Raw genomic sequence first — 25,502 nt, forward strand, 5'->3', positions numbered from 1 at the left:
ATCGGGAGGGGTAAACAAAGGGATAGGGGAGAGCAGGCTGAAGCCTGGGAGAGGCTTCAGGAGGCGCAGCGAATGCCGTTCAGGTTGCGAAAAGTGACATCTCTGGCGGTACCGAGAAAGTCGAGCATGAAGTCCGAGTTTTTCTGGTCTTCACGCATCGCCGCGTAGAGTGTGCACCACAGGCCTTTTTCCCCCAGCGGGCGGGCAGCGATATAGTCACGTTCGAGATACTCGTGCAGTGCCCAGTTGGGCAGTGCCGCCACACCGCGGCCGCTGGCGACCAGTTGCACCATCATGACGGTGAGCTCTGCGGTGCGGATCTCCGCGGGTTCGACGTTGGCCGGGTCGAGAAAACGGCTGAATACGTCCAGGCGCCCCGGCTCCACCGGGTAGGTGATCAGGGTTTCCTGGGCCAGATCCCGGGGGTTGATAAACTTTCTCGCGATCAGCCGATGCTGGCGTCCCATGGCGAGTACCGACTCATAGCTGAACAGCGGTACATAATGGATGCCGCTACGGGGCTCTGGATCCGAGGTGATCACCAGGTCCAGGTCGCCGCGGGCCAGCGCCGGCAGCGGTTGGAAGGTGAAACCGGTGGACAGATCAAGCTCCACCTCCGGCCAGTTCTGGCGGAAGTGGTCGATGGTGGGCATCAGCCAGTCGAAGCAGCTGTGACATTCGATACAGATATTCAGCCGGCCCGCTTCGCCGCCGGCAAGCCGGGCGATGTCGCGCTCTGCGTTGCGGATCATCGGCAGCATGTCGTCGGCCAGTGCCAGCAGTCGCTGACCGGCGCTGGTAAAGCAGATCGGCTTGGTTTTACGGATGAACAGTGAGCAGTTGAGGCGCTCTTCCAGGTCCTTGATCTGGTGAGACAGGGCGGATTGCGTCAGATGAACTCTTTCGGCGGCTTCCACGAGGCTTCCGGCATCACGCAGGGCGGCCAGCGTTTTCAAATGACGTAACTCGATCATGCCAGAAGGACTCTCCTTGGTTGGGGAACGGGTTGCAGGTGCCTGGCAAAACTAGACGCTGTCGGCAGTATAGTCGGCGCCTTGGGGTCTGGCGAGAGATGTTCGAAGAGATTGGCAGGCGGGGCTTGGCGCGGTGTGCAGGCGCCAGGCCCCCGTTGTGCTTACTTGCCGTGGGTTACCAGCAGGAACTCGAGCAGCGCTTTCTGTGCATGCAGTCGGTTCTCGGCCTGGTGGAATGCCACACAGCGAGGGTCGTCCATCATGTCTTCGCTGATCTCCTCCCCCCGGTGAGCGGGCAGGCAGTGCATGAACAGGGCGTCGTCAGCGGCCAGGTCCATCAGTGCCGGGCTGACCTGGTAACCACGGAACTCACGCAGGCGCTGCTTCTGTTCCTCTTCCTGGCCCATGGAGGCCCAGACATCGGTGTAGACCATGTGGGCGCCGGCGACGGCCTCTTCGGGGTCGGAGAATACTCGCACGCGGTCAGCGTTTTTCAGCACCAGTTCCGAGCTCGGCGCGAACTCTTCCGGGCAGGCGATATGCAGGTTGAAGTCAAACTGCTGCGCCGCGTTGATGTAGGAGTTGCACATGTTGTTGCCATCGCCGACCCAGACCACGGTCTTGCCCTTGATCGAGCCGCGCAGCTCGTGGAAAGTCTGCATGTCGGCCAGCAGCTGGCAGGGGTGGTAGTCGTCAGTCAGTGCATTGATGACCGGTACCCGGGAGTGGGCGGCGAAGGTCTCGACCGCTTCATGGCTGTAAGTACGGATCATCACCACGTCGACCATGCTGGAGATGACACGGGCGCTGTCTTCGATCGGTTCGCCGCGGCCCAGTTGGGTGTCGCGCGGGGACAGAAACATGGCGTGGCCGCCGAACTGAGCCATGCCGGATTCGAAGGAGACGCGGGTGCGCGTGGAGGCTTTTTCAAAAATCATCGCCATCACGCGGTTTTTCAGCGGCTCGTAAATTTCGCCGTTGTTGCGGATGCGCTTGAGCTCGGTGGCTCGTTCGATAATTCCTTGTAGCTCCGCCGGTGTCATATCCAGCAGGGTCAGAAAGTGTCTTGTACTCATATAGTTAACGGCGGCGGAGCCGCCGGTTCCAGAGGTCAATGATGGATTAATGTGTCTGTCGCGTTCAGCTGGAACGCTCGTCACCGGCGTATACACGGATCAGTTGGGACACAGTATTGATCATGAGGTCGGCCTCATTCTGGCTCATGATCAGCGGCGGCAGCATGCGCACGACGCGGCCGCCCCCTGTAACATTAAGCAGTACGCCTTTTACCTTGGCCAGCACGGCCAGCTCTGTTCCCGCCTCGGTCAGCTCAATGCCGATCATCAGCCCCTTGCCGCGGATGTTGCGGATGTAGGGGGCGTCGCCGAGCTGGGCGCGGAACTGGTCGACGATGTACTGACCCAGTTGTTCTGCACGCTGGCAAAGGTTCTCAGCGCTGATGGTATCCACCACGGCCAGCGCCGCTGCGCAGGCCAGCGGGTTGCCGCCAAAGGTGGTGCCGTGAGTACCCGGTGTGAACAGCTTGGCTGCCGCGCCGTGTGCCAGGCAGGCGCCGATGGGAACGCCGTTGGCCAGCCCTTTTGCCGTTGTTACCACATCCGGCAGGATGTTGTTGTGCTGGTATGCGAAATAGCGGCCGGTGCGGCCGTTGCCGGTCTGGACTTCGTCCAGCATCAGCAGCCACTCCTGCTGGTCACAGATTTCACGCAGCTGGTTCAGGTAATCCGCGGCGGGGATGTGAACACCGCCTTCACCCTGCACCGGCTCGACGAAAATGGCAACCACATTCGGGTTCTTTTCCGCGACCTGGTGGATCGCCTCGACATCATCATAGGGGACGCGTACGAAGCCCGATACCAACGGCTCAAAGCCGGCCTGGGCGGCACGGTTACCGGTGGCGCTCAGGGTTGCCAGGGTGCGTCCGTGGAACGAGTTTTCCATCACGATGATGGTCGGGGTGTCGATCCCTTTCTGGTGGCCATAGCGGCGTGCCAGTTTAATGGCCGCTTCGTTGGCTTCTGCACCGGAGTTGCAGAAAAAGATATTGTCCATGCCGGACAGGCTGGTGAGTTTTTCACCGAGCTGCTCCTGCAGCGGCACGGTGTACAGGTTGGAACAGTGGATCAGGCGGCTGGCCTGGTCGCTGATCGCTTTGGTGACCGCGGGGTGTGCATGTCCGAGGCCGGTGACGGCGATACCGCAGAGAGCGTCCAGATATTTGTTCCCGTCGGTGTCGTAAATCCAAGCGCCCTCGCCGTGATCGAAGGCGACCGAAAGCCTGTTATAGGTATTCATCAAAGGCTGAAGCGACATTGGGCGTTTCTCCATACAACGCAAAAAGGCAGCCAAAGCTGCCGAAAAAACGACCATTCTATGTGTGGGTTATGATTTTGGCAATATTCATGGCGCGGGCGCGACAGGGGACTTGAATCGGAATGTTTTGGCACCATTAAAGGTCGGTAACAGGAGCGAGACCGAAGCTGCTACCTTAGCTGTCAGGCTATTTTGATGTTCAATTTATCCGAGCATGGCGGTAGGATAAGAGGCTTGGGTTTTTTCGGGCCCCGGGGGTCCGGGTACATAGAAATTTAATAGCAAGGTGTAACCATGAGCGTAGTCGACACCATTAAAGAGCAGATCGAGAGCAACACGATTCTGCTATATATGAAGGGTACTCCCCGTTTCCCCCAGTGTGGATTCTCCTCCCGGGCTTCGGCGGCGCTGGTTGAGTGCGGCGAGCGCTTTGCGTTTGTAAACATTCTGGAAGCACCGGAGATCCGCTCCGAGCTGCCGAAATACGCGAACTGGCCGACCTTCCCGCAGCTGTGGGTCAACGGTGAGCTGGTTGGCGGATGTGACATCATCTGCGAAATGGCGGAAAGTGGCGAGCTCAAGGAGCTGGTTGCCGCAGCGGCCAAGCAGGAAGGTTCCGAAGAGGCTTGATAGCCTCTTCCGTTAGTTGACGCGGCTTTATAAGCGTTTGATTCAGTCCCCGAATATCTCAACCTAAGCAAGGAGTTTAGAGAGCATGGGCGTACTCGTAGGTAAGAAAGCACCGGACTTTACAGCAGCAGCGGTTCTAGGCGATGGCAGCATCGTTGATGAATTCACGCTGAGCGAAGCGATCAAGGGCAAATACGGCCTGGTATTCTTCTACCCGCTGGATTTCACGTTCGTTTGTCCTTCCGAGCTGATCGCACTGGATCACCGTATGGATGCGTTCAAGGAGCGTGGCGTAGAGGTGATCGGTGTTTCCATCGATTCCCAGTTCACCCACAACGCTTGGCGTAACACTTCCGTCAACGACGGTGGTATCGGTCCGGTTAAATACACTCTGGTTGCTGACACCAAGCACGAAATCTGCCAGGCATACGACGTTGAAGCTGACGCCGGTGTTGCCTTCCGTGGCGCTTTCCTGATCGACCAGGAAGGTAACGTGCGTTCCCAGATCGTCAACGACCTGCCGCTGGGCCGTAACATGGACGAGCTGATCCGTCTGGTTGACGCGCTGCAGTTCCACGAAGAGCACGGCGAAGTTTGCCCGGCTGGCTGGAACAAGGGTGACAAGGGTATGGCTGCCTCCACTGAAGGCGTTGCCAAGTACCTGTCCGAGGAATCCGACAAGCTGTAAGGCTTGCCTGATCCGAAAAAAAAACCGCCTTCGGGCGGTTTTTTTGTGTCTGTGCGTTGTCGCTATTAGGGGGCGTGGCCTAGTCGCGGGTGGCCAGTACCATTTCCCAGCCGCCCAGGTCTTTCCAGCGATTGACGATGGTGCAGAACAGCTCCGCTGTTTTTTCCGTATCGTAGAGCGCCGAGTGGGCCTGTTTGCCGTCGAAGTCTATGCCGGCAACATCGCAGGCGCGGGCGAGCACGGTCTGTCCAAAGGCCAGTCCGGCAAGCGTGGCTGTGTCAAAGGTTGAGAACGGGTGGAACGGATTGCGCTTGATCTCTGAACGCTCGGCGGCGTTGCAGACAAAACCGTGGTCAAACGAGGCGTTATGGCCAACCAGCACGGCACGCTTGCAGTCGTGAGACTTTATCGATTTCCGGATCGGCTTGAAAATCGATTCCAGCGCTGTCAGCTCACTGACGGCGCCCCGCGCCGGATCGAGCGGGTCTATGCCGGTGAATGCCAGAGCCTCGGGCTCCAGGTTGGCTCCTTCGAACGGTTCTACCTGGGCTTCGTAGCTTTTGTCTGGAATCAGGTAGCCCTCTTCGTCCATGGTGAGCGTAACCGCTGCGATCTCCAGCAGGGCATCGGTTCGGGGATTGAATCCAGCGGTTTCGACGTCGACAACGACAGGCAAAAAACCACGGAAGCGATCGGACATGGGGTGTTTGGGTGCAGAGCTCAAACAGCTTCCTTAGATCAGTGTTGTGGGGAGGAGATTCCTGTCTGTATTCTAACAGGCAGGGGAAGAGGGGCCAATTGCTGGTCTTTTTCTAAAGCTGTGGCCCTTCCGGCCGTTAATCTCAGGTGCTGGAGCAACGGTTTGGGCCGTATTGCGACACCTCTGACCTACGGAATCACCATTTGATGCGAGCCTGTCTTCTGTTTCTGATCTTATCTCTGCCTGTTTCCTTGGTTGAGGCCGTCACCTTTCAGGCGGAGATCGACGAAGCCAGCTGGGAGATGGAAACATCGGAGTTTTCCTGCCGTTTGCGTCAGACGATCCCTGCCTACGGCACGGCATCTTTTGAACACCAGGCGGGGGAGGCGGTGCGTTTTGTACTGACCCCGACCCAGCAGCAGCAGGTTAGAGGCTCGGCACGGCTTGTGGCAGAAGCCTCCCAGTGGCAACCGGGTTTGGCGCCGGAGTTTCTTGGTGTGGTTCGTGTCAGCGGTAGTCGGGGCGTTATCGAAGTGCCGGCTCAACTTGCCGAGAATATGCTGGCAGCGCTCTACAAGGGGATGACGCCAACCTTTAATACCGATCAGTGGTATGGCGCTCCCGAGCTTCTCAAGGTCGGTGTATCGGCGGCGAACTTCCAGTCGGCGTACACTGATTATCTGGACTGCGTGAGCGGGCTGTTGCCGGCTAACTTCCGTCAGGTGGCGCGTACCGCGATCCTGTTTCCCTCCGGTCAGTCCGGTCTGTCCGATGCCACCCGTCAGCGTCTCGATCTGATCGCCACTTACGTCAAAGCGGATAACAGCGTGCAGACGATCTATGTGGATGGTCACTCCGATAACCTGGGACGTCGTCTGCTCAACCGGGATCTTTCCAAGAAGCGGGCGGAAGAGGTCACCCGCTACCTGGTGCAGCAGGGGCTGCCGGAAGACAGGATCATTACCCGCTATCACGGTGAGCGCTACCCGGTGGTGCCGAACAACAGCGTCGAAAACCGCGCCCGCAACCGTCGTGTGACGGTTCGGCTGGAGCGCGAAGAGGGCAGCACTCTCTGAATCGCCTTGGTTCTGCCGCCGTCCGCAATCTGATATACTTCCCGGCTTTCCGAATTTAATACCCGGTTCCCGTGACGGGAGCCGGTTTTCTGTGATCTGGAGTCGCATACATGTCCGATATCAATAAGGTCGTACTGGCATACTCCGGCGGTCTGGATACCTCCGTGATCGTCCGGTGGCTGCAGGACACCTACAACTGTGAAGTGGTGACCTTTACCGCTGACCTGGGCCAGGGTGAAGAAGTAGAGCCGGCACGCGCCAAGGCCGAGGCTCTGGGTGTAAAAGAGATCTACATCGAGGATCTGCGCGAAGAGTTCGTACGCGACTACGTGTTCCCGATGTTTCGTGCCAACACCATCTACGAGGGCGAGTACCTGCTCGGTACCTCCATTGCGCGTCCGCTGATCGCCAAGCGCCTGGTTGAGATCGCCAACGAGACCGGCGCCGACGCTATCTCCCACGGTGCTACCGGTAAGGGTAACGACCAGGTTCGTTTCGAGATGGGTGCCTACGCGCTGAAGCCGGGCGTCAAGGTTATCGCGCCCTGGCGTGAGTGGGATTTGAACTCCCGCGAAAAGCTGATGACTTACTGCGAAGAGCGTGACATCCCGGTGGACTTCGCCAAGAACAAGAAGAAGTCTCCCTACTCCATGGACGCCAACCTGCTGCACATCTCCTACGAGGGCGGCATTCTGGAGGATCCCTGGGCCGAGGCTGAAACCGATATGTGGCGCTGGAGCGTGTCTCCGGAAGAAGCCCCGGATCAGCCGACCTACCTGGAACTGACCTACGAGAAGGGTGATATCGTTGCCATCAACGGCGAAGCGATGAGCCCGGCTACCGTGCTGGCTTACCTGAACAAGGTCGGCGGTGAAAACGGTGTAGGTCGTCTGGATATCGTTGAGAACCGTTTCGTCGGTATGAAGTCCCGTGGTTGCTACGAGACGCCGGGGGGCACCATCATGCTGACCGCTCACCGTGGTATCGAGTCGATCACCCTGGATCGTGAAGCGGCTCACCTGAAAGATGAGCTGATGCCGCGTTACGCCAAGGTCATCTACAACGGCTTCTGGTGGTCTGAAGAGCGCAAGATGATGCAGCAGATGATCGACTACAGCCAGCGCAACGTGAACGGTGAAGTTCGCGTGAAGCTCTACAAGGGCGCTGTATCCGTTGTTGGCCGTCGCTCTAAAGACAGCCTGTTCGATGAAAGCATCGCGACCTTCGAAGATGACGCCGGCTCCTACGATCAGAAAGACGCCGAAGGCTTTATCAAGCTGAACGCGCTGCGCATGCGTATCGCCGCCAGCAAAGGCCGTAGCCTGCTGGACGACTGATTTCGCAGCCTGTCGTTACTGCAACAAAGCCCGCCAGCCATGTGCTCGCGGGCTTTTCTGTTTTTATTCTCAGCCGGGCTTGTCAGTTTTTGATAATTGGCTGATTTTCATGCTACTTTTGCTGAAATTCGGTCGCCTCTGAGCTTATGGCAAATCTGTTAACAGGAAAGTCCACGCTGATCCTCGACAAGAAGTTCGAAGATCTACAGACCCTGCGGGCTATCATGGAAAATATCGGCGTATCCGATGTTTTTGTCGCCTCGTCGGTGAATATGGCACTGAGCCTGCTGCATGATCAGCCGATCGATCTGTTCTTCCTTAATTACGAATTGGGCCGAGACGAGAAAAACGGACTGCAGTTGATGTTTGAGCTGCAGGCTGAGGGCCGGCGTCTCTATTCTGCCTGCTATATCCTGGTGATCGATCCGGAAAAGTCGAACCTGCTGCTGGGATCTCCGGAAAACGCGCCCGATATCTACATCTCCAAACCCTATGATCGTGTGCTGCTGAGTCAGCGCATCGAAAAGCTGATGCGGCTGAAGCAGAGCCTGTATCCGGTGGAAAGCCTGATGGATAAGGGTGAGCTTGAAGCAGCGCTCGATGCCTGCCAGGTGCTTGAAGAGCAATATCCCGGGTTGCGGATCTACCTGCAGCGTTTGCGCGGCATTATCTATCTGCGCCAAAACCTGCCCGAGCAGGCAAGGGGCGTGTTTTCGGGGCTCCTGTCAGGGCGGGATAAACCCTGGATTCGTATCGGTCTGGCTATGGCGGCCTGCCGCAGTGGCTGGTTCGACCAGGCGAAGGGGCAGCTGGACCAGGTTATCGCTCAGCAGCAGATCTGTATCGAGGCGTTTGTCTGGCGTGCCCGGCTCCATCGTCTCTACGGTGATTATGGCGAAGCTCAGAATCTGCTGCGCCAGGCTGTGGTCGTGCAGCCGACGGTGGCGCTCTTGCAGGGGGATCTGGCCAACCAGGCGGCGATGAATAACGATACTCGCCTGGCGATCGATTCGTTTCGCGCCGCCATCAAGTACAGCCGGTATACAGCCTTTCAGCACCCCGATTTCTACTTCGGGCTGGTAAGAACGCTGATGAAGCGGATGAGTGGTCCAGATGCGGCCTCCGGCCAGGCCGAGGAGGAGGCTGTTCGGCTGCTGGAGCAGGCGCGACGGGACTTTCTCGATCAGCCTGTTATTCAGTTTAAGAGTCGTCTGCTGGCGAGCGAAGTTTATCGCGCCGTGGGTGATGAAGAGCAGGCCAGCCTGTCTGCCCATGAGGCGATGGTGATCTATCGTCAGCTGTCACCGGATGATCAGGCAATGTGGTTGGAGCAGCTGGTTGAAGGTGTTGAGGGCTCCCCGGTAGAGGAGGAAGCCCAGGCCGCGCGGCATGATCTGAACCGGCAGATGGCCAGACTGAAGTGGGGCCGGGCAAACCTGAAGGGCATGATGCAGTTTCGACACGGAGAGCTGGCCGAGGCTTATGCCTCGTTCAGTGATGCGCTGGCGCAGCAGCCCGGCACACCGAGTATCGCGCTTAACCTGGTGCAGACCGCGCTGGAGCTGTTCCGGCGCGCTCCCGGAACTGTACACCGGGGAATGCTGGCAGCCTGCGATGAGGCGTTTTATTCACTGCAGTTTGCGGCACTAACGCCTAAGCAGCAGCAGCGTTATCTGGGACTGGGGCGGAGATTGTCGGAAAGCGTGGCGCAACTGGACGCTGGTTAAAACAACGGTTCATCTTCATCGGCAAGAAAACCGCCGCTGCTCCGTGTATCTTTCGATGCTTCGGTGCTGCCGGACTCCTCACGCACCAGCGAGCGTGCCAGCCTTCGGCCGAGCAGCTTTTTCTGTGCCGGCATCGGCAGGTCGGTGAAGCGAATAAGGTGATGTTCGACCAGAGTGTCGATCAGGTCTTCGAGAATACGGATCGTGCCCTTGTCGGACTCGTCGAGAAAGGTGTCCGGGTCAAAATCGCCATCCTCGGCCATGGCGAGGAATTTCAGCACTTCCGGGTCTTTCAGGCTGACCTCGCGGGCACCCTGAGCAGGAGTTTCCGTTAAGCCTGTTACCTTTCCCTGGTCGTCGAAGTGTGCGTAGAGCATCGACCGGAATCCTTGCTAAATCTGAGGGCTAGATTAAATCCAAACAGCTGTTAGTATTAACCGTCCTAAGAATAAGGTCAACGAGTATGGATGCATCGCACGACCCGCTTCTGGATTGCCTGGTGATACTTGCCCAGCAATATCGGAGGCCCACATCAGCCGAAGTATTGGCAGACGGGCTGCCTCTGGTTGATAACCGCCTGACCCCGCAACTTTTCGTGCGTGCGGCGTCGCGGGCCGGTCTTGCCGCAAAGGTCGCCGAACGCCCGCTGAAAGAACTCTCCAGTCTGTTACTGCCTGTGGTCCTGCTGTTGAAGGACAAGGGCGCCTGTATTCTTCACGAGCTGGATTACGAACGCCAGGAGGCTGTTGTTCAACAGCCTGAAAGCGGCGGCAGCTTCTCGCTGCCGCTGGAAAAGCTTGAAGAGCAGTACTCCGGATACCTGATTTTCGTACGCCAGGAATATGCCTCCAACGGTGACTCCAACCGGGTACTCGATGGGCGCTCCGGACACTGGTTCTGGGGTACGCTGAAAAGATCCAGCCGTATCTATCGCGACGTCCTGGTTGCGAGTTTTCTGATCAACCTGTTTGTGCTTGCGAACCCGCTGTTTGTCATGAATGTGTACGACCGGGTCGTGCCCAATGGTGCGGTGGAAACGCTCTGGGTGCTGGCGATCGGTGTCATGCTGGTGTACGCCTTCGACTTCGGACTGAAGATGTTGCGTGCCTACTTTATAGAGGTGGCCGCGAAAAAGGCCGATGTGCTGTTGTCAGCGCAGATTTTCGAGAAAGTGATGCGTGTCCGCTACGACCGGATGCCCGCCTCCGTCGGTGCCTTCGCAAGCAACCTGCGCGAGTTCGACAGTATTCGCAACTTTCTCAGCTCCACCACCAATACCGTCCTGATCGATATCCCGTTCATGCTGATCTACATCCTGGTGATCAGTCTGATCGGTGGTCCTCTGGTCGTGGTGCCCGCCGTTGCCGTTCCCGTGATTATTATTTATGCGATGATTATCCGACCCAAGCTGCGCGATTCTGTCGAGCGTACCTTCGCCTCCTCGGCGCAGAAGAACGGTACCCTGGTGGAATCGCTTACCGCCATGGAAACGGTTAAAACCCAGCGCGCAGCCAGTCCGCTGCAGGAGCGCTGGGAGCAGGCTGTCGGTTACATTTCCCGCTGGGGATTAAGGTCAAGAATGCTGTCCTCGTCGGTGGTGACCTTTGCCGGCGCCACGCAGCAGCTGGCCTCGGTGCTGATTATCATCGGCGGTGTCTACCTGATCATGGAACAGGAGCTCTCCCTGGGTGCCTTGATCGCCTGTAATATCCTGTCCGGCCGCGCCATTGCGCCGATGGCCCAGGTGGCAAGCCTGATCATCCAGTACGAACAGTCCGCCAAGGCGCTGAAAACCCTGAACGAGATCATGGAGCTGCCGGTAGAGCGTGATGAGGGCACCCATTTTGTGCATCGTCCGACGTTGAACGGAAACCTGGAATTCAAAAATGTTAGCTTCAACTATCCCGGCGTTGAACATGCGGCGTTGAAGAACGTCTCTTTCCGTATCAAGGCCGGTGAGCGTGTGGCGATGATCGGGCGCATCGGCTCGGGCAAAACAACGATAGAAAAACTCCTGCTTGGGCTCTATCAGCCAAGCGATGGTGCGATTCTGCTTGATGGGGTCGATATCAACCAGATCGACCCCGTGGACCTGCGCCGTAACACCGGCTACGTACCCCAGGATGTGATGCTGTTTGCCGGCTCCGTGCGGGATAACATCCTGATCGGTTCACCTCGGGCCACGGATGCCGACATGCTGAGAGCCGCCAAGCTGGCGGGTGTGGAGCAGTTTGTTAACCTGCACCCCATGGGGTTCGATATGCCTGCGGGCGAACGTGGTCAGGCTCTTTCGGGCGGCCAGAAACAATCGATCGCCATTGCCCGGGCACTGCTTCACGAACCGAATCTGCTGATCCTGGATGAACCCAGTAATTCCATGGATAACGCCACGGAAGAGCAGTTCAAACGCCAGCTGACTGACGTGATGAAGGGGCGCACCCTGCTGATGGTTACGCACAAGATGTCGCTGCTGTCGCTGGTTGATCGCCTGATCGTCGTTGATCAGGGGCAGATCGTCGCAGATGGGCCGAAAGATACGGTGCTGGAAGCACTCAAGCAGGGACGCCTGCAGGTTCGGCGATAGGGAGCTGTGGGTCGATGAAACATAAAGATGTAACGCCAAGAGCCGAAGATCTCGGTTACACGTCGAGCATCAGCGCGGCCATGCTGGAGCAGGCGCCGCGCGGCGCCAGCCTGTTGCTCTGGTCCATGGCACTGTTTATCGCCGCTGCCATAGCCTGGGCCAACTGGGCGACGCTGGATGAGATCACCCGTGGTGATGGGGAGATCATTCCGTCACGACAGTTGCAGGTTGTTCAGAACCTGGAGGGTGGTATCGTCTCGGAGATACTGGTTCGTGAGGGGCAGCTTGTTGAGCAGGGCCAGGTCCTGATGCGGATCGAGGACAAGCGTTTTGTCAGCTCGGTGGAGGAAAACCGGGTGCGCTTCCTGGAGCTCCAGGCTAAAGGCGCACGACTTAACGCAGAGGCCAATAACGAGGAGCTGAAACTGCCGGAAGCATTTCCCGATCAGTACGCCAGCATGCTCGATCGTGAAGTGCGGCTTTACAACACTCGCAAAAGTGAGCTCGAAGCAAACCTGGCGGTGCTGAGCGAGCAGCGTCAGCAGCGTGAACAGGAGCTGCGTGAGGCGGAATCACGTCAGGGGCAGGTGCGCCGCAGCTACAACCTGCTGCTGCAGGAGATGCGCATCACCGAGCCGCTGCTGAGCGAAGGTGTTATCTCAGAGGTTGAGTATCTGCGGTTGAGGCGTCAGGTCAACGATCTGCGTGGCGAGCTCTCCAGTATCGAGCTGAGTTTGCCGCGTATCAGGTCGACCATCGATGAGATCGACCAGAAAGTTAAAGAGATGGAGTTGCAGTTCCGCAACAAGGCGCGCTCGGAACTCAATGAACTGGAAGCCGAGCAGGCGCGGCTGCAGGAAACGCTGACCGGTATGCAGGACCGCATCCGCCGTACCGAGGTGCGTGCTCCGATCAAGGGCCGCGTGAAACAGCTGCTGATCAACACTATCGGGGGCGTTGTCCGCCCCGGTGACCAGCTGCTCAATATAGTGCCCTGGGAAGACAAGCTTTTGGTCGAAACCAAGATCCGGCCATCAGATATCGGCCAGCTTCGGGTGGGGCAGCCAGCGGTGGTAAAAGTCAGCGCCTATGACTTTGCCATTTATGGCGGACTTCCGGCGGAACTTGTCTATATTTCACCGAGCACTATCGTCGACGAGCAGGACGAAACCTATTACCTGGTGCGGCTTGAAACCGAGAGGCCCTACCTCGGCGACGAACAGGAAATGCCGCTGATAGCGGGGATGACGGTATCGGCGGATATCATGACCGGTAAGAAAACGGTACTCCAGTATCTGCTGAAACCGATTACCAGAGCACGGGAGCGTGCGCTGACGGAGCGTTAGAATGGATTATTTTTGCCTGGTTGCCCGGGAGGATATTGCAGAGCGCTGGTCACTGGCATTGCATGTGACGCTGAATCACCTCAGCACTGACGTGCTGGACGACAAACTTCCGGGAGAGGGGATCTGCCTGGCGCATTGGGATTGCCTGATGCCGGCGGCCCGGGAGCGCCTGTTATGCCAGGCGCATAACAGCGCACTGCAGCTGCTGGTGCTGACCGACTACCCCAACACGGAACAGGGCCGGGAGGTGATTCGGCGTGGCGCCAAAGGGTACGGCAACACGTTTGTGACTCCCAGTCTGCTGGGAGAGATGGTGAAGGCGGTCAAGGCGGGGGATATCTGGGCAGGTCCCGACGTCTTGCAATCGGTGTTGCGACTGTTGCTGGAGCAGGTCGACCCACCGGCAAAAAGCCTTGCGGAGCGCTTTGGATTGAGTGACCGCGAGGCTGAAGTACTGGTTGAAGTGATGGCCGGTGCCAGTAACAAGGTCGTTGCACGACGGCTGAATATAACCGAACGGACAGTAAAAGCGCATATGAGTGCTATCCTCACTAAGACGGGTGCTCATGATCGCGTTGAACTGATTTTGCTGGCTCAGCACGCTGAGCAAAACGCTGTCTAGACAGGGACAGACGAAAACAGGGGAAGAAGATGGAGTTTAAACAGTCTTTGCTCGCTGCGGCTCTGCTAGCCGTGATGGCCGGCGGTGTCCAGGCAGCGACAGTACAGGAAGTTGTAGCGGATAATCTGGCCCAGAACCCTGAGGTCGCACGGGCGCTTGAAAGCTATCGTGCGGTGACCAAGGAGGTTGACCAGGCCAAGGCGGGTTATCTGCCCACCGTGGATGCCACCCTGGGCTACGGCTGGGAGTGGACTGACAAGGAAAACGGCATTCAGGATACCGAGCTGAACCGACGCGAGGGACGCCTGAACGTCAACCAGATGCTGTTTGACGGCCTGGCCACACCGAGCGAGGTCAAACGTCAGGAGGCGCGTATGGCGTCAGCCCGCAGTGCGGCGCTTGATGTGGCGGAGAACTACGCGCTGCAGGCGTCCCGGGCCTATCTGGAGCTGCTGCGCCGCGACCAGCTGCTGAAACTGTCGAAGGAAACCCTGTATAACCACGTCAATATCTACGACCAGATCAAGCGTCGTTCGGAATCGGGTCTGGGTACCATGGCGTCGATCCAGCAGGCTGAAGGCCGTCTGGCCCTGGCCGAGGTTAACACCTTGGCCGCCGAGAACAATCTGCTCGATGCCCAGGCAAACTACGAGCGTGTAGTCGGCCAGCCGGCGCCGGAAGTGCTGGAGCCGCTGGACGAAATGTTCGAGCTGCCTGGAACGCTCGACGAGGCACTGGCGATCGCCAATGAGAATCACCCGATTGTGGGCGTAGCCCAGGCAGACGTGGAAGCGACCTACGCTCAGCGCGATGCCGCCAAGAGCGCCATGTATCCGCGCCTGGATCTCGAGCTCGAGCGTCGTTGGGACGAGGATATTGATGGTATCGAAGGCAATGATGAAGACTTCACTGCCATGCTGCGCCTGCGCTACAACCTGTTTAACGGCGGTGCCGACAAGGCACGTATCCGTCAGACCGAGTACCAGATTGGCGAAGCGCAGCAGGTTCAGCGCGACTCCATGCGTCAGATCAAGCAGAGCCTGGAACTGTCCTGGAACGCCAACGAGATTCTCGGTCGCCAGATCGAGCATCTGGAACAGCACGTGATGTCCAGTGAGGAGACCCGCAACTCCTACAAGAAACAGTTCGATATCGGTCAGCGCTCACTGCTCGACCTGCTCGATACCGAGAACGAAGTGTTCTCCGCAAAGAACCAGCTGGCGGAAGCACAGCTTGATCAGCAGATCGCCCAATTGCGTATCCTGAACGGTACCGGGCAGCTGCTGCAGGCGATGGCGATCGAAATGCCGTTCGATGACGAGGTAGCTCTGGCTGCTGAAACTGTCACCACCGAGCCCGAAGCGATGCCTGAAGGCGAGATGGCGCCGGAGGAGGAGATGGGGTCTGACAGCAGCGCCAGCTGAGGTCTGATTGCATCCATAGAGGTGGCTGGCTAAAATCGCCGCCATCCTTTTTACCTGAGAGGGTTGCAGGAGCTGCAACCCTCTTTCTGTTTTAGCCACAGGACGTAGTTTTTCCGCGAGCGCAGGATGCGCAGCAGCGGGACAAAGAGAGCCGATGAAATCACACAAGATACTTCAGGCACCTATCCCGATGCGCTGGGTGGGCCCGGTCAAGATCAGCGGTAATGTACTGGATGAAAGCCTGAGCGTCCCCCTGGCCACCTACGAAACTCCGCTCTGGCCCTCCGTTGGGCGTGGTGCGCGGGTGTCGATGCTGTGCGAAGAGGGCATCAAGACCACCCTGGTTGACGAGCGGATGACCCGTTCCATCCTGCTGGAAGCCGATGATGCGCTGGCCGCGCACCAGGCGGTGGAGTCGATCAAGGCGCGCCGGGATGACCTGAACGCGGTGGTCGCAACAAGCAGCCGCTTTGCCAACCTGATCGATATGCACAGTCAGATCGTCGGCAACCTGATCTACCTGCGACTTGAGTTCACCACCGGTGACGCCTCAGGTCACAACATGGTGACCAATGCGGCGGACAAGCTGTTTCCCTGGCTGCTGGCGGAATATCCACAGCTGCGTTACAGCTCCATCTCGGCCAACTACTGCTCGGACAAAAAGGCGACCGCCGTTAACGGTATTCTCGGTCGTGGCAAATACGTGGTCAGCGAGATTCTGATTCCACGTGATGTCTGCGAGCGTCGTCTGAAGACTACGCCGGAAAAAGTGGTCGACCTGAACATCAAGAAAAACCTGATCGGCACCCTGATGGCGGGTGGCCTGCGCAGTGCCAATGCGCACTACGCCAACATGCTGCTGGCCTTTTATCTGGCCACCGGTCAGGACGCTGCAAATATCATTGAAGGCTCCCAGGGTGTGGTACACGCCGAGGTGCGTGATGGCGATCTCTACTTCTCCTGCACCCTGCCGAACCTGATTGTCGGCTCGGTCGGTAACGGCAAGGGGATAGATTTTGTCGAGGATAACCTCAGGCAACTGGGCTGCCGCGAAGAGCGTGAGCCGGGCGCCAATGCCCGCCGCCTGGCCGCCATTTGTGCAGCCACGGTACTCTGCGGTGAGCTTTCTTTGTTGGCGGCACAGACCAACCCGGGTGAGCTGATGGATGCTCACATCAAGTTGGAGCGCTGATGTCCGATCAGATCAATGATCGCAAGATCGAGCATATCCGTGCTATCGAGAACGATCCGGCCACCGATCGTGACGGGCGCTACTTTGATCGGATTCATCTGACCCATCGGGCGCTACCGGATCTGGATCTGGCGGCCGTGGACCCGGCGGTGGAGTTTCTCGGCAAGCGTCTGAGTTTTCCGCTGCTGATCTCGTCGATGACCGGTGGCGACCATGAGCTGGTGCGCAAGATCAACCGCCACCTGGCCGAAGCAGCGGAGCAGTGCGGCGTTGCGTTGGCCGTGGGGTCCCAGCGGGTGATGTTCGACCAGCCGGCGGCGCGGGCCAGTTTCGAACTGCGCCAGTTTGCGCCGTCCACGGTGCTGATCGGCAATGTCGGTGCCGTGCAGCTGAACTACGGTTTCGGTATCGAGCAGTGCCAGGCGGCGGTGGATTGTCTGAAGGCCGACGGCCTTTATCTGCACCTGAACCCGCTGCAGGAGGCGATCCAGCCGGAGGGCGATACCAATTTTGCCGGAATCGCTCAGCGCATTGGCGAGATTACTCAGTCGCTGAGCGTTCCGGTGCTGCTGAAAGAGGTGGGTTCCGGCCTGTCTTCGGAAGATATCGCCGCGGGTTACGCCCAGGGCGTGCGCCATTTTGATGTGGCCGGAACCGGCGGTACCTCCTGGAGCCGGATTGAGCACCACCGCCGCAATGATGGCAGCGATATCGGCCTGCGCTTCCAGGACTGGGGTCTGCCGACTCCGCTGGCGCTGAAACGTGCCGAACCCTGGCTGGAGCGGATCAACCTGATCGCCAGTGGCGGCCTCAGAGATGGGCTCGATATGGCTAAATCTGTTATACTCGGCGCCTCGCTGTGCGGCCTGGCGGCGCCTTTCCTGCGCCCGGCAGCCGAGTCGACCGAGGCCGTGATTGCAGAAATCGAGCGGTTAAAACGTGAATTTGTAACAGCGATGTTCCTGCTAGGCGTTGCGGATGTTGCCTCACTGCGCAACAACCGGGCGCTGATCTTGGACGAGCGTTGAGGATCCAAGCCTAAGATGTCCGTGGGTATAGACGAAATCAGTTTTTATACGTCCAGCTACTACTTCGATTTGAGGACGTTGGCGGAATTCCAGGAGACCGACCCGGAGAAGTATTATGTCGGGATCGGGCAGGAAAAAATGGGCATGGCCGCCCCCGATGAAGATATCGTCACCATGGCAGCCAATGCCGCCCGGCCGCTGATCGACGCCGCCGGCAGCGATGCCGTCAGTACGCTGCTGTTTGCCACCGAAACCGGTATCGACCAGTCCAAGGCGGCTGGCGTTTACGTGCACCGCCTGCTGGGGCTTGGTGCCAACTGCCGTGTGGTTGAACTCAAGCAGGCCTGCTACAGCGCCACCGCGGCGCTGCAGATGGCCTGTGCCCTGGTGGCGCGTCAGCCGGAGCGCAAGGTACTGGTGATCGCCTCCGATGTGGCCCGTTACGACCTGAACACGCCGGGGGAAGCGACCCAGGGCTGCGGTGCCGTGGCGATGATGATCAGCGCCAACCCGCGCCTGGTCAGCATCGATCCGGAAGTGGGTAACTACACCGAAGACGTGATGGATTTCTGGCGTCCGAACTACCGCACAACGGCGCTGGTGGATGGCAAATACTCCACCAAGATCTATCTGAAGTCGCTGAAAAAGGCCTGGGAGAACTTCCGCGAAGTCAGTGCCCTGAATTTTTCCGACCTGAGCCGTTTCTGCTATCACCTGCCGTTCAGCCGCATGGCGCAGAAGGCACACCAGCACCTGGCCAAAATGAACAAGGTGGCGCTGACACCGGAACAGATCGAAGAGCAGATCGAGCCGACACTCAGCTATAACCGCACGATCGGTAACAGCTATACCGCGTCGATGTATATTGGGCTCTGCTCGTTGCTGGAGACCTGCCAGGAGAACCTGGCCGGCCAGCGTATCGGCTTTTTCAGCTACGGTTCCGGTTGTGTCGCCGAGTTCTTCAGTGGCACGGTCAAGCCGGGCTATGAGCAGCACCTGCATACCGAGGCGCACCGCGAGCTACTCGACAACCGTGAGTCGCTGAGCTACGACGAGTACCTCAATCTTTACAACTACCCCAACCCCACCGACGGTGGTGAGCACGAGTTGCCCCACGTCACCCGTGGCGGCTACCGGCTTGCGGCGATCAGTCATCACAAGCGCGAATACGTGACCTGCTGATGCGGATCGCCTGCGCCCCTGGCAAGGTGATCCTCAGTGGCGAACATGCCGTGGTCTATGGCGCGCCGGCGCTGGCCCTGGCGGTGGACCGCCACATGCGCGTCTACTACGAGCCGGACCGCCTGCCGCGCCTGAGCTGGCATGCCCAGGAGCGCACCCATGTACTGGGGCTGGACAAGTTCGCCGCGTTGCGGCGCCGGCTTGATTCCCATTTCGAGCGCTACCTGCGCGGCGAAGTCTCGATCACCGATATCCTCAAGAAACCGGCGGAACTGGCGTTCTACGCCGTGGATATGGCGCGCATGGTGTCGGGGCTGGATGCCATTCCCCGCGGTAGCGTGAAGATCGACTCCGATATTCCCATCGGTGCCGGCATGGGGTCTTCGGCCGCCTTGATCGCCGCGCTGCTGAAACTGTTCGGCCATTTCGACAGCGAGGATGAGCTGATCCGCCAGGTGCATCACTGTGAACGCCTGCAGCACGGCCGTGGCAGTCTGATCGATGCGGCCACGGTGTGTCTCGGCGGGCTGGTGCGGCTGCGTGCCGGCGAGTACAGCCGCCAGACTCTGTCAGAGCAGGGGCTGGGTGAGGGCTGGTTCTGGGTCTTTACCGGTACACCGGCGGCCAGTACCGGCGCCTGTGTCGATCAGGTACGTCGCGGCTTCGAGCACTCCGCGATCTGGAGCGAGTTTGCCGAGCTCACCGGCCAGGTGGAAGACTCTCTACGCGATGGCAAACCGCTGACCGAACTGGTGCGCCAGAATCACCATCTGCTCTCCCGGCTTGGGGTGGTGCCCGCACCGCTGCAGCAGTTTGCCGAACAGGTGGAGCAGCATGGCGGCGCCGCCAAGGTCTCCGGCGCAGGCTCGGTCAGCGGCGACAGTGGCGGCCTGATGCTGGTCTGGTTACCGCAGGGAACACCGGCGCAGCTGAATATGCCGAAAGACTGGCACTGGGGTGAACTGAAGGAGGATCCGAAGGGTGTCCGACTGCTCGACGATCAGGGCTAGTGCGCCCGGCAGCATCATGTTGATGGGCGAGCACGCGGTACTGCGTGGTGCCCGGGCCATCGCCTGCGCGGTGGACAGCTATATCCACCTGACGTTGATTCCCCGTGAGGACCGGCAGGTATCTATCCAGAGTGCGCTGGGTGCCTATTCCGCCACGCTGGATCAGCTGCCCGAATCCGATGACCTTTCCTTTGTCGTTACCGCTATCCGCCACTGGGCCGGGCAACTGCCCGCGGGGCTGGATCTGAGGATCGAATCGGAGTTTTCCCACACTGTGGGTCTGGGTTCCTCCGCCGCCGTGGTTGCTGCGCTGACCGTGGCGCTGGACAGGTTTGCCGGTACCGACATGAGTCGCGAGCAGCAGTTCGATGCCGCGCTAAGGGTGATCCACGCGGTACAGAATGGCCGTGGTTCAGGTACCGATCTGGCGGCCAGTCTCTATGGTGGCCTGATCGCCTACCGGGTCGAGCCGCGCGAACTGCGCCCGCTGCAGGGCCTGCCGCCGCTGAGCCTCTGGTACGTGGGTTACAAGATGAAGACGCCCGCGGTGCTGGCGCTGGTCGAGCAACGCAGCCAGCGTTTCCCGATGCTTTATGCGGGGCTGGACCGGCTGATGGCTGATTGCTGCGCGCAGGCAGAAGCGGCGATCGACAGCAGTGACTGGGACGCACTGGGCGAACTGATGAATATCTACCAGGGGTTGATGGATGCTCTCGGCGTGAACGATGCCAATCTGTCTGAATTGATCTATCGGCTGAGAGCGGAGCAGGGGAATCGGGGGGCGAAGATCTCCGGATCCGGCCTTGGCGACTGTGTCGTTGTGCTCGGCCAAAAGGCCCCCGACAACCTGGCCTATCAGCAGATTCCGGTGGCGGTCTCCGCTCGCGGCGCTGTGGTTGAGCTCTGACACTTTCCTACTTTGTGCATCTCCCCCGGGCGGTCTTCAGATAGTGAAGATTGGCTTTCCGCTGTCTGCCGGCATTGTCCGAATCCCGGTCACGTTCCGTCCAATGGCCGATCCAGTGGTATCCTATAGTGCAGAAGTCGAGTTGGGAAAGGACTGAAGGCTAGCGATGAACAAGACCGATTTTATGACCGCATGGTTGCCGCAAAGCGCAACACCAGGGGCCAGTGCCGAGCATTTCGCCCCCAGCAACATCGCCTTGTGCAAGTACTGGGGTAAACGCGATACGGAACTGAACCTGCCGGTGAACGGTTCGCTGTCGGTATCCCTGGATCACCTGGGCAGCCGTACCCGCGTCGAGCCGATCGATGGCGAGGCGGACGAAGTCTGGCTTAATGGCGCCCGGCAGCAACCGGAGTCCCGCTTCGCGAAACGGGTGTCCGCCTTTATCGATCTGTTCCGTATCTACCATCCGGAGCAGGCGTTCCGGGTGAACACCGAGAACAACATTCCCACCGCTGCCGGCCTGGCTTCTTCAGCATCCGGTTTTGCTGCCCTGACCCGTGCCATGAACGATGCGTTCAAGCTCGATCTCAGTGATACCGAGCTTTCAGTGATGGCGCGTATGGGCAGTGGCAGTGCCTGCCGCTCACTGTTCGATGGTTTTGTTGAATGGCAGATGGGCGTCCGTGAAGACGGTATGGATAGCTTTGCCGAGCCGCTGGAGCAGCGCTGGCCGGGCCTCTGCGTTGGTCTTCTTCATGTGGACGAGAACGAAAAAAGCGTCGACTCCCGCGCGGGTATGCAGCGCACCAAGGAGACCGCCCATCTTTATCAGAGCTGGCCTCTACAGGCCGCGGCCGATCTCGGCAAGCTGCAGCAAGCGATAGCGGAGTGCGACTTTGCCTTGCTTGGCAGCGTGGCCGAGCAGAATGCGCTGTCGATGCACGCGACCATGATCGCCTCCTGGCCGCCGCTGCTCTACTGGCAGCCTGACAGCGTAGCGGCGATGCAGAAGGTCTGGAAACTGCGTGCAGAAGGAATGGCGCTCTACTTCACCATGGATGCAGGGCCCAACCTCAAGCTGCTGTTTGAAAGTGCCTCCCGCGGGGCGGTTGAAGCCCAGTTCCCGTCGCTGGAAGTCGTTCAGCCGTTTGGTGTCTGACCACCTTGGCTAGCGGATTTGTGCTGGCCCGCCAGCAGCGTGATCGCAATGATCAGATTGAACTGAGTTACTGGCTCTCCACGGCTGAAGGCCCCCGCCTTGTGGAGATTCATGGTGAAGAGGCGGTGTTTTTCCTGCGCGCGGATGACCGGGACAGGGCGGCAGAATTGCTCAGTGATCTGTCCGGCTGGCGCCTGCGCGAACTGGCATTGAAAGATCTGTCGCAGCAGCCGGTCTGTGCGCTTTACTGCAGGAGCCTGGCGCTCTGGCGGCAGTCGATCGAGCGCCTGCAGCAAGCCGGAATCGGCCTGATGGAAGAGGATATCCGGCCGGTGGATCGCTACCTGATGGAGCGGTTCGTGCAGGCCGGTGCCCGGTTGATCCAGCGCCCCGACGGTGCTGCGCTCAAACCGGCCGAGTACACTCCCGCTTTTCGCATTCTCTCCATCGATATCGAAACCACCATGCGGGCCGACCGGGTGCTGTCGGTGGCACTGCAGGGGCCGGGGCTTGAACGGGTGCTGATCAACGGTCAGGGACCTGCCGAACCCTGGATCGAGAGCTGCGTCGGCGAGCGTCAACTGCTGGAACGCAGCATGGCGGTGATTAACGAGTACGACCCGGATATCCTGATCGGCTGGAATGTGATCGGTTTTGACCTGAGGGTACTGGAAGCAAGGGCCAGGGCCTGCGGGCTCAGTTTGACGATAGGTCGCATCGGCACAGGTGGCGACAATAAAGGTAGAGAGCCCCAGCCGATACTGGTGGACAGGGCGCAAAACGGACGCTGGTTCGCGCGTATACCGGGACGAGTGGTACTCGATGGCATCGATACGCTGAAGGGCGCCACCTGGCGCTTCGAGCGTTACGGCCTGGACTTTGTTGCCCATGAGCTGCTCGGACGTGGCAAGGCGATCGACAAGGTGGACGATCGTGGCGCTGAGATCCAGCGACTTTACGCCGAAGACCGACTGGCGTTTGCCCATTACAACCTGGAAGACTGCCGGCTGGTCAGCGAAATCTTTGAGCACGCCGGCCTGATCGAGTATCTGATCGAAAGAGCTCGTCTCACCGGGTTGCCGCTGGACAAGGTGGGCGGCTCGCAGCAGGCGTTTGATAACCTCTATCTGCCGGCCCTGCACCGTCAGGGCTATGTGGCGCCGCGCTATGCCTCCGGGCGCTCGGACCTGACGATCCCAGGCGGTTTTGTCATGGACTCCCGACCTGGACTCTACCGCCATATCCTGGTGCTCGACTTCAAAAGCCTGTATCCGAGTATTATCCGCACCTTCAAGATCGATCCCCTGGGGCTGGCCCAGGGCTTGATCGATGACGCCGAGCCCGACGATCTGGTGCCGGGCTTTCATGGCGCGATCTTCTCACGCTCCCGCAACCTGCTGCCGGGTATTATCGAGCAGCTCTGGCAGGCACGTGACCGGGCCAAGGCTGAGGGTAATGCGCCCTTATCACAGGCGATCAAGATCCAGATGAACGCCTGCTACGGGGTGCTGGGATCGAAAATCTGCCGTTTTTTCGATCAGCGTCTGTCCGGCTCGATCACTCTGCGCGGTCACCAGATACTCAACCAGACCGCCGAGCGGATAGAGCAGCATCACGGCCATCGCGTGATCTACGGCGATACCGACTCCGTATTCGTCTGGCTGGGCGATGACTGGCCCGACCAGAATACCGCAGAGTATGGCGAGCAGCTGGCGCAGGCGTTGAACGCCTGGTGGACCCAGAAGCTGGCTCAGGAGTTTGAACTCGACAGCGCGCTGGAGCTGCAGTTCGAGGCACACTACGAGCGCTTTCTGATGCCGACCATGAGGCACAGCGACAAGGGCACCAAGAAAAGGTACGCCGGTCTAAAGCGAAAAGGTAAAGGCGCCACTGAACTGGTATTTCGTGGTCTTGAGTCTGTGCGTACCGACTGGACGGCGCTGGCGCGCGAATTTCAGCGCGAGCTCTACGAGCGCATCTTTCATGGCCGCTCCTATCGGGAGCTGATCGACCGGACGATCAACCGGCTGCAGGCGGGGGAGTGCGATAACGAGCTGGTCTACCGTCGCCGACTGCGTCAGCCGCTGGATGCCTACATCCACAACCAGCCGCCCCATGCGCGTGCCGCACGCTTGCTGGAAACCGAACGGCGCAAGCAGGGATTGCCGCCAGCCTACGCCATTGGCGACAGTGTACGTTATCTGATTACCGTGAATGGCCCCGAGCCTTTGGAGCTGTTGCGCTCGCCGATCGATTACCAGCACTATATCGACAAGCAGCTGCTGCCGGTGGCTGATTCGATCCTGCCGTTTATCGGTGAGCGATTCGAAACCCTGGCAGCGCCCCAGATCGGTCTGTTCTGAATCCGGTGGCAGCAGGCTGGGGCAATTTAGGAAGCGAGAGGCCGATGTACGATCCCGACCGAAACCGCCGCCGCATGGGCCGGCTGATGACCCACCTGACCTGGGTCGCCATCCTGGCGATGCTGACGCTGTTCTTCAACAACTACATCGAATCCCGCGACAATCCGAATGCGGATCTGGCTTATCTCAACGGCAAGAACGCCGAGGTCGTGCTTGAGCGTAACCGCGCCGGACACTACCTGGCGCCGGGGCGGATCAATGGCGAGCGGGTTCAGTTCCTGCTCGATACCGGCGCCACCACCGTCAGTGTACCGGCGACACTGGCTGAGGAGCTGGGGCTTGAGCGCGGCAGGGCGATGCAGTCGATGACTGCCAACGGTGTGGTGAGGGTTTACCGCACAACCCTGGACAGCGTCACCCTGGGCGGGATCCACATGAACAACGTCAGCGCCACCATCAACCCCGGCATGCATGAGGATCTCGTACTGCTTGGCATGAGCTTTATGCAGCATCTCGAAATGACCCAGCGCGACGGCACACTGACGTTGAGGGTGCCTGCAGGGCGCTGAACGGGGACAGGGCCGTCGTTAGGGGACTGCTCCAGATCAGTGTTCAGCTTCGCCGTACGGGTAGACTCCGTCAAAACAGGCTTTACTTAAAAGCGGTTGATGACGTCCTCCCCAGAGAGATAACAACAATGAAAAAACTCGCCCTGACCCTGATACCCTTTCTGTTTCTGCTGCTTGGTGGCTGTGCCTCTGTCTCGATGACCTCTCTGGACGCGGACCGGCAGGCAAAAGAGTTTGCCGTTGCCGATGACAAGTCGAATATCTACCTCTATCGCAATGAGATGTTCGGTGGCGCCATTGCGATGCCGGTCAGTCTTGATGGTCGCATGGCGGGGCGCACAGGACCTGAGACCTTTTTCCTTTGGGAAGTCGAGCCCGGTCAGCATGAGGTGGTTTCCCATACGGAAAACGAGGCTCGTTTAACGCTGACCACTGAAGCCGGCAGGAATTATTTCATCTGGCAGGAGGTGAAGATGGGCATGTGGACCGCTCGTTCACAACTTCATGAAGTGTCAGAAGAAGAGGGCCGGGCGGGTGTGCAGGAATGCAAACGAGCTGACAGTGCCTTCTGATAACTGAAGCCTTACCGCCTAAACGGTCTTTGCTCAGGCGTCGCTCAGGGCTGGCCTGAGCTAACTCAACCCTAA

23 protein-coding genes are annotated in these 25,502 nt (G+C 59.2%); 18 read left to right on the top strand and 5 right to left on the bottom strand.

Going from position 1 to position 25,502, the window contains the following annotated elements:
• Positions 1 to 56: 56 nt before the first annotated feature.
• From ACQUQP_RS06625 to ACQUQP_RS06635, 3 genes are all read right to left on the bottom strand, one after another.
• Positions 57 to 974 carry a LysR family transcriptional regulator gene (locus ACQUQP_RS06625; protein WP_432698013.1) on the bottom strand — a complete coding sequence of 306 codons (918 nt, stop codon included), beginning with the start codon at positions 972 to 974 and terminating at the stop codon, positions 57 to 59.
• 161 nt (positions 975 to 1,135) lie between these two features.
• Positions 1,136 to 2,050, bottom strand: coding sequence for an ornithine carbamoyltransferase (gene argF, locus ACQUQP_RS06630; RefSeq protein WP_432698014.1), 915 nt, complete (start codon positions 2,048 to 2,050; stop codon positions 1,136 to 1,138).
• A gap of 64 nt (positions 2,051 to 2,114) precedes the next feature.
• Positions 2,115 to 3,308 carry an aspartate aminotransferase family protein gene (locus ACQUQP_RS06635; protein WP_432698015.1) on the bottom strand — a complete coding sequence of 398 codons (1,194 nt, stop codon included), beginning with the start codon at positions 3,306 to 3,308 and terminating at the stop codon, positions 2,115 to 2,117.
• 294 nt (positions 3,309 to 3,602) lie between these two features.
• On the opposite strand from ACQUQP_RS06635, the gene grxD reads away from it, so the two are divergent.
• Complete coding sequence (gene grxD / locus ACQUQP_RS06640; RefSeq protein WP_432698016.1) at positions 3,603 to 3,938, top strand: Grx4 family monothiol glutaredoxin; 336 nt, start codon at positions 3,603 to 3,605, stop codon at positions 3,936 to 3,938.
• Positions 3,939 to 4,023: 85 nt separating this feature from the next.
• Positions 4,024 to 4,626, top strand: coding sequence for a peroxiredoxin (locus ACQUQP_RS06645; RefSeq protein ID WP_432698017.1), 603 nt, complete (start codon positions 4,024 to 4,026; stop codon positions 4,624 to 4,626).
• A gap of 79 nt (positions 4,627 to 4,705) precedes the next feature.
• Here the strand turns inward: ACQUQP_RS06645 and rnt are convergent, their stop codons facing one another.
• Positions 4,706 to 5,326, bottom strand: a complete 621-nt coding sequence (rnt, locus tag ACQUQP_RS06650) for a ribonuclease T (protein WP_432698685.1) — start codon at positions 5,324 to 5,326, stop codon at positions 4,706 to 4,708.
• A 206-nt stretch (positions 5,327 to 5,532) separates the two neighbouring features.
• Between rnt and ACQUQP_RS06655 the strand changes: the two genes are divergently transcribed.
• The 3 genes from ACQUQP_RS06655 to ACQUQP_RS06665 all read left to right on the top strand — a co-directional run bounded on the left by ACQUQP_RS06655 (position 5,533) and on the right by ACQUQP_RS06665 (position 9,466).
• Positions 5,533 to 6,402 (top strand): flagellar protein MotY, encoded by an 870-nt coding sequence (locus ACQUQP_RS06655; protein ID WP_432698018.1) that lies wholly within the window; start codon positions 5,533 to 5,535, stop codon positions 6,400 to 6,402.
• Between the two features lie 110 nt (positions 6,403 to 6,512).
• Positions 6,513 to 7,739 carry an argininosuccinate synthase gene (locus ACQUQP_RS06660; protein ID WP_432698019.1) on the top strand — a complete coding sequence of 409 codons (1,227 nt, stop codon included), beginning with the start codon at positions 6,513 to 6,515 and terminating at the stop codon, positions 7,737 to 7,739.
• A gap of 146 nt (positions 7,740 to 7,885) precedes the next feature.
• Positions 7,886 to 9,466, top strand: coding sequence for a hypothetical protein (locus ACQUQP_RS06665; protein ID WP_432698020.1), 1,581 nt, complete (start codon positions 7,886 to 7,888; stop codon positions 9,464 to 9,466).
• On the opposite strand, the gene ACQUQP_RS06670 is transcribed toward ACQUQP_RS06665, so the two are convergent.
• A complete protein-coding gene (locus ACQUQP_RS06670) occupies positions 9,463 to 9,843 on the bottom strand; it encodes a hypothetical protein (protein ID WP_432698021.1) in 381 nt (126 codons plus the stop codon). The genes ACQUQP_RS06665 and ACQUQP_RS06670 overlap by 4 nt on opposite strands.
• A gap of 86 nt (positions 9,844 to 9,929) precedes the next feature.
• Between ACQUQP_RS06670 and ACQUQP_RS06675 the strand changes: the two genes are divergently transcribed.
• From ACQUQP_RS06675 to ACQUQP_RS06735, 13 genes are all read left to right on the top strand, one after another.
• Positions 9,930 to 12,050 (top strand): type I secretion system permease/ATPase, encoded by a 2,121-nt coding sequence (locus ACQUQP_RS06675; protein WP_432698022.1) that lies wholly within the window; start codon positions 9,930 to 9,932, stop codon positions 12,048 to 12,050.
• A gap of 14 nt (positions 12,051 to 12,064) precedes the next feature.
• On the top strand, positions 12,065 to 13,396 hold the full coding sequence (locus ACQUQP_RS06680) for an HlyD family type I secretion periplasmic adaptor subunit (protein ID WP_432698023.1): 1,332 nt from the start codon (positions 12,065 to 12,067) through the stop codon (positions 13,394 to 13,396).
• Between the two features lies 1 nt (position 13,397).
• Positions 13,398 to 14,018, top strand: a complete 621-nt coding sequence (locus tag ACQUQP_RS06685; RefSeq protein ID WP_432698024.1) for a helix-turn-helix transcriptional regulator — start codon at positions 13,398 to 13,400, stop codon at positions 14,016 to 14,018.
• 29 nt (positions 14,019 to 14,047) lie between these two features.
• A complete protein-coding gene (locus ACQUQP_RS06690) occupies positions 14,048 to 15,442 on the top strand; it encodes a TolC family outer membrane protein (protein WP_432698025.1) in 1,395 nt (464 codons plus the stop codon).
• Positions 15,443 to 15,596: 154 nt separating this feature from the next.
• Positions 15,597 to 16,634, top strand: coding sequence for a hydroxymethylglutaryl-CoA reductase (locus ACQUQP_RS06695; RefSeq protein ID WP_432698026.1), 1,038 nt, complete (start codon positions 15,597 to 15,599; stop codon positions 16,632 to 16,634).
• Positions 16,634 to 17,662, top strand: a complete 1,029-nt coding sequence (gene fni, locus ACQUQP_RS06700; protein WP_432698027.1) for a type 2 isopentenyl-diphosphate Delta-isomerase — start codon at positions 16,634 to 16,636, stop codon at positions 17,660 to 17,662. The genes ACQUQP_RS06695 and fni overlap by 1 nt, the downstream gene beginning before the upstream one ends.
• 15 nt (positions 17,663 to 17,677) lie before the next feature.
• Complete coding sequence (locus tag ACQUQP_RS06705; protein ID WP_432698028.1) at positions 17,678 to 18,844, top strand: hydroxymethylglutaryl-CoA synthase; 1,167 nt, start codon at positions 17,678 to 17,680, stop codon at positions 18,842 to 18,844.
• Complete coding sequence (locus ACQUQP_RS06710; RefSeq protein WP_432698029.1) at positions 18,844 to 19,854, top strand: mevalonate kinase family protein; 1,011 nt, start codon at positions 18,844 to 18,846, stop codon at positions 19,852 to 19,854. Before ACQUQP_RS06705 ends, ACQUQP_RS06710 begins: the two co-directional genes overlap by 1 nt.
• Positions 19,826 to 20,761 carry a mevalonate kinase gene (gene mvk / locus ACQUQP_RS06715; RefSeq protein ID WP_432698030.1) on the top strand — a complete coding sequence of 312 codons (936 nt, stop codon included), beginning with the start codon at positions 19,826 to 19,828 and terminating at the stop codon, positions 20,759 to 20,761. The genes ACQUQP_RS06710 and mvk overlap by 29 nt, the downstream gene beginning before the upstream one ends.
• Positions 20,762 to 20,927: 166 nt before the next feature.
• Positions 20,928 to 21,923 carry a diphosphomevalonate decarboxylase gene (mvaD, locus tag ACQUQP_RS06720; protein ID WP_432698031.1) on the top strand — a complete coding sequence of 332 codons (996 nt, stop codon included), beginning with the start codon at positions 20,928 to 20,930 and terminating at the stop codon, positions 21,921 to 21,923.
• 5 nt (positions 21,924 to 21,928) lie between these two features.
• On the top strand, positions 21,929 to 24,286 hold the full coding sequence (locus ACQUQP_RS06725) for a DNA polymerase II (protein ID WP_432698032.1): 2,358 nt from the start codon (positions 21,929 to 21,931) through the stop codon (positions 24,284 to 24,286).
• A gap of 44 nt (positions 24,287 to 24,330) precedes the next feature.
• The gene (locus tag ACQUQP_RS06730; RefSeq protein ID WP_432698033.1) at positions 24,331 to 24,855 is read left to right on the top strand and encodes a retropepsin-like aspartic protease family protein; all 525 of its coding nucleotides are present in this window, start codon (positions 24,331 to 24,333) and stop codon (positions 24,853 to 24,855) included.
• A gap of 128 nt (positions 24,856 to 24,983) precedes the next feature.
• Positions 24,984 to 25,427: a DUF2846 domain-containing protein gene (locus tag ACQUQP_RS06735; protein WP_432698034.1), complete on the top strand. Its 444-nt coding sequence runs from the start codon at positions 24,984 to 24,986 to the stop codon at positions 25,425 to 25,427.
• The last annotated feature ends 75 nt before the right edge of the window (positions 25,428 to 25,502 follow it).

The organism is Marinobacterium sp. YM272 (genome assembly GCF_050908845.1).
In the GTDB taxonomy this organism is placed as follows: domain Bacteria; phylum Pseudomonadota; class Gammaproteobacteria; order Pseudomonadales; family Balneatricaceae; genus Marinobacterium_D.